Source organism: Hydrogenophaga sp., assembly GCF_041633695.1.
Taxonomy (GTDB): domain Bacteria; phylum Pseudomonadota; class Gammaproteobacteria; order Burkholderiales; family Burkholderiaceae_C; genus Hydrogenophaga.
In genome coordinates this window covers 1-3857 of sequence record NZ_JBFJMY010000396.1, presented here as the reverse complement: position 1 = coordinate 3857, position 3857 = coordinate 1, and the positions used below count along the sequence as shown (strand labels likewise).

Here is a 3857-nt window from a genome sequence, read left to right as displayed (position 1 = left end):
TGGTGGCGGGTCTGGCGGTGCTGCACTTTTTCTGGATGCGCAGCGGCAAGAACAACTACACCGAGGTGTTTGTTTACGCGGCCATCCTTGGCAGCCTTTTGCTCTGGCGCGTCTGGCGCCGTCTCCAGCGCTGAACGGGCACCGCGTTCAGCGGGCGGGCGGCAGCAGCGATTCCAGCCGGAACTGGTCTTCGGCCGATTCCCTGGCCCGGATCACGGTGTAGGTTTCGCCATCGACCAGGACTTCGGCGGCCCGTCCACGCGTGTTGTAGTTGCTGGCCATGCTCATGCAATACGCGCCTGCTGACAGCACCGCCAGGCAGTCACCCGCCTGCACGGCCAGTTCCCGGTCGCGGCCCAGCCAGTCGCCGCTTTCACACACCGGGCCCACCACGTCCCAAGCCTGGGCCGACGCGTCAAGGCGTGGCTGCACCGGCACGATCTGGTGAAAAGCCTGGTACATGGCCGGGCGCGGCAAATCGTTCATGGCCGCGTCCACAATGCAGAAATGCTTGTGTTCGCCCGGCTTGAGGTAGAGCACCTCGGTCAGGCAGACGCCGGCATTGCCCACCAGCGAACGACCAGGTTCGATCAGGATCTTGCGCTGGCCAAAGCCCCGCGTATCGAGCTTTTGCAGCAAGCGCGCCCAAAGCGCGTCGGCTTGCGGGGGCGTGTCACCCGCGTAGTCGATACCCAGGCCGCCCCCGAAATCGATGTGGGCAATGGGCACACCGGCCAGTTCGATCGCCTCGACCAAATCGAGAATGCGGTCCATGGCGTCCAGATAGGGCTCGGCCGACGTGATCTGCGAGCCAATATGGCAGTCGATGCCCACAACGCGCAGACCTTTGCACGCGGCGGCGTGGGCGTAGGTGTCCAGCACTTCCTCGTGGGCAATGCCAAACTTGTTGTCCTTCAAGCCGGTTGAAATGTAGGGGTGGGTCTTGGCGTCCACGTTGGGATTGACCCGGATGCTCACCGGCGCCTGCAGGCCCATGCCCATGGCCACTTCGTTCAAAACGTCCAGTTCGGCCCGGCTCTCCACGTTGAAGCAGCCAATGCCCACTTCCAGCGCCCGGCGCATCTCGGAGCGGGTTTTTCCCACGCCCGAAAAAATCACGCGGGTGGGCGCCACGCCGGCGCTGAGCGCCCGCTCCAACTCGCCGCCCGAGACGATATCCAACCCACAACCCGCACGCACCAGCGTTTGCAGAATCGCCAGCGTGGAGTTGGCCTTCATTGCGTAACAGATCAGGTGCTCGCGCCCGGCAAAGCCCTTTTGGTACGCGGCCAGCGCGGCCAGCACCGCCGCTTTGCTGTATACAAACAAGGGCGTTCCGTGCTTCTGTGCCAGCTGCTGCAACGACACCCCTTCGATCATCAAGCCCCGTTCTTTCTGGTAGTCGAAAAAGGGCGGCAAAGGCATCTGAAGGGCCTGGGGCGTCAGGGTCATGGCGTGGGCGCAGGTATAAGAGTGTGAGGAGGCGGCAGCGCCGGTCGCCGATCAGGCGGATGGCAACCGGGCAAGCCGTTCAGCGTTGGGGTAGGGGGTCGCCGTTTTGCGCGCTCGGGGCACCTTTGGCGGGCACCACGGCGCTGCCGGTGGCGGCGGGGTCGCGATGGTCCAGAAACAGTGGGCCTTTTTGCCCGCATGCCACCAGCAGCAGACCCATGCCTGCCAAGATGGCCCTGTTTACGGCCTTGTTGGCGCGCGCGCCTAGAATTTGTCTCAACCCCATCATCTGTGCATTGTAATGACCGACATCGAATACCTGAACCACGCCGAAGCCTTGTTGCAGTCCATCGAACTGGCTTGCGACCGAATCAACGACGCCTCCGACGCCGACATCGACAACCAGCGCGTCGGCGGTATGGTGACCTTGGTATTTGGCAATGGCAGCCAGATCGTCGTGAACCTGCAAAAGCCTTTGCACGAAGTCTGGATGGCCGCCCAGGCCGGCGGATTCCACTTCAAGTTCCAAGAGCAGGTCTGGCAGGACACCAAAGGACAAGGTGAGTTTTTTGCCCTCCTGTCGCGCTGCGCCAGCGAGCAGGCGGGGCAAACGCTGGACTTCAGTTCCTGAACAAATCCATGATGCTGCGGCGGTCCTTGTCCGCCATGGGCGCGGGCGGCGGCACCGGCACACCGTTTTCGTCCACGTTGCCGATCGGCATGCCCGGCAATGGATCTTGCAGCCCCAGACCCCGAACCCCTCTGCCGGGCCCGAACTCTTCGTAGTACCACTCGCCACCGACATTGATCACACCTGCCGGCGCCTGGTATTCGGCCACCGGCACGTTCTTGAGCGCGACTTTCATGAAGTCGATCCAGATCGGCATGCTCAGACCGCCACCGGTCTCTCTGCTGCCCAGGTTGTGCGGCGTGTCGTAGCCAAACCAGGCCGCTGCCACCACGCTCGGTTGGTAGCCCACAAACCAGGCGTCCACAGAATCGTTGGTGGTGCCGGTCTTGCCGTACAGGTCGGGCCGTTTCAAGGTGGCTTGCGCACGCGCGGCCGTGCCCGAGCGGGTGACTTCCTGCAGCAAGCTGCTCATGACAAAGGCGTTGCGCTCGTCGATCACCCGGGGCGGCGGTTGCACCTCGTTTTCGAACAGGACTTTGCCTTTGTGGTCCGTGACCTTGGTGATGAGCGAGGGCGTGACCCGGTAGCCGCCGTTGGCGAAAACCGCGTAACCCGTCGCCATTTGCATGGGGGTGACCGAACCCGCGCCCAGCGCCATGGTGAGGTAGGGCGGGTGTTTGTCGGCATCAAAGCCAAAGCGCGTGACCCATTCCTGGGCACTCTGGGTGCCGACCAACTGCAGCACCCGGATCGACACCATGTTTTTCGACTTGGCCAATGCCCGGCGCACCGACATCGGGCCTTCGAAGCGGCCGTCGTAGTTTTTGGGCTCCCATGGCTTGCCGCCGGTTTCACCCGCGCTGTAAAACAAGGGCGCATCGTTGACCACGGTCATGGGTGTCAGCCCTTTTTCCAGCGCTGCTGAGTAAATAAAAGGCTTGAAGCTGGAGCCTGGTTGACGCCAGGCCTGGATCACATGGTTGAACTTGTTCTTCTGGAAATCAAAGCCACCCACCAAGGCCCGTACCGCACCGGTGTGGGAGTCCAAGGCCACGAAAGCGGACTCCACTTCCGGCAGTTGCGTGATGCGCCAAGTGTCGTCGCTGCTCTTGAATATACGGACCACGGCACCGGGACGCAGTTTGACATTGGGCCCGGCCTTGTCGGACAACCCCGATTGCACGGGTCGCAGACCCTCGCCGGTGATCTCGATGGGGTCGCCATCCTGGCGCACCACCACCACCTTGCGCGGCGCCGCTTCCAGCACAACGGCAGACAGCAAGTCGTCGTTGTCCGGGCGCTCGTTCAAAGCGTCGTCGATCGCGTCTTCGCGCGCAGCCTTTTCGGTCGGCAGGGTGATGAACAGCTCGGGACCACGGTAGATTTGCCGACGCTCAAATTCCAATACACCATCGCGCAGCGCGCGGTAGGCGGCCTGCTGTTCCTCCGACCGCAGGCTGGTGGTGACGACCAGGCCGCGCGTGTAGGCGTCTTCCCCGTACTGGGTGATCATGGCCTGGCGAACCATTTCCGCCGCATATTCGGCGTGTATGCGCTCCACGTTGTGGGCGGGGCGCAGTTTGAGGGTCTCCTTCTTGGCGTCAAGCGCCTGCTCCTCCGAGATGAACCCGTTTTCCACCATGCGCTCGATGATGTACAGCTGCCTGGAGCGGGCCCGCTTGGGGTTGCTGATCGGGTTGTACGCCGACGGGGCCTTGGGCAGGCCGGCCAGCATGGCCGCTTCTGCAATGCTCACGTCTTTGAGCGGCTTGCC

3 protein-coding genes and 1 pseudogene are annotated in these 3857 nt (G+C 63.0%); 2 read left to right on the top strand and 2 right to left on the bottom strand.

From position 1 onward, the window contains the following. Positions 1 to 134 (top strand): annotated as a pseudogene (locus ABYB95_RS18830) (sulfoxide reductase heme-binding subunit YedZ); the annotation flags it as partial. Positions 135 to 147: 13 nt separating this feature from the next. On the opposite strand, the gene lysA reads toward ABYB95_RS18830, so the two are convergent. After that, the gene (gene lysA, locus ABYB95_RS18825) at positions 148 to 1425 is read right to left on the bottom strand and encodes a diaminopimelate decarboxylase (protein WP_372660330.1); all 1278 of its coding nucleotides are present in this window, start codon (positions 1423 to 1425) and stop codon (positions 148 to 150) included. A 328-nt stretch (positions 1426 to 1753) separates the two neighbouring features. Here lysA and cyaY point away from each other — a divergent pair, with 328 nt between their 5' ends. Further along, complete coding sequence (cyaY, locus tag ABYB95_RS18820) at positions 1754 to 2083, top strand: iron donor protein CyaY (RefSeq protein WP_372660328.1); 330 nt, start codon at positions 1754 to 1756, stop codon at positions 2081 to 2083. Here the strand turns inward: cyaY and ABYB95_RS18815 are convergent. Continuing rightward, a partial coding sequence (locus tag ABYB95_RS18815) for a penicillin-binding protein 1A (protein ID WP_372660325.1) occupies positions 2073 to 3857 on the bottom strand: 1785 nt, incomplete at its 5' end. The two genes, cyaY and ABYB95_RS18815, sit on opposite strands and share 11 nt — an antisense overlap.

Excerpts from the sequence above, each read along its gene's own strand:
- lysA (WP_372660330.1), bottom strand. The coding sequence starts at position 1,425 with ATGCCTTTGCCGCCCTTTTTCGACTACCAGAAAGAACGGGGCTTGATG.
- cyaY (WP_372660328.1), top strand. The coding sequence starts at position 1,754 with ATGACCGACATCGAATACCTGAACCACGCCGAAGCCTTGTTGCAGTCC.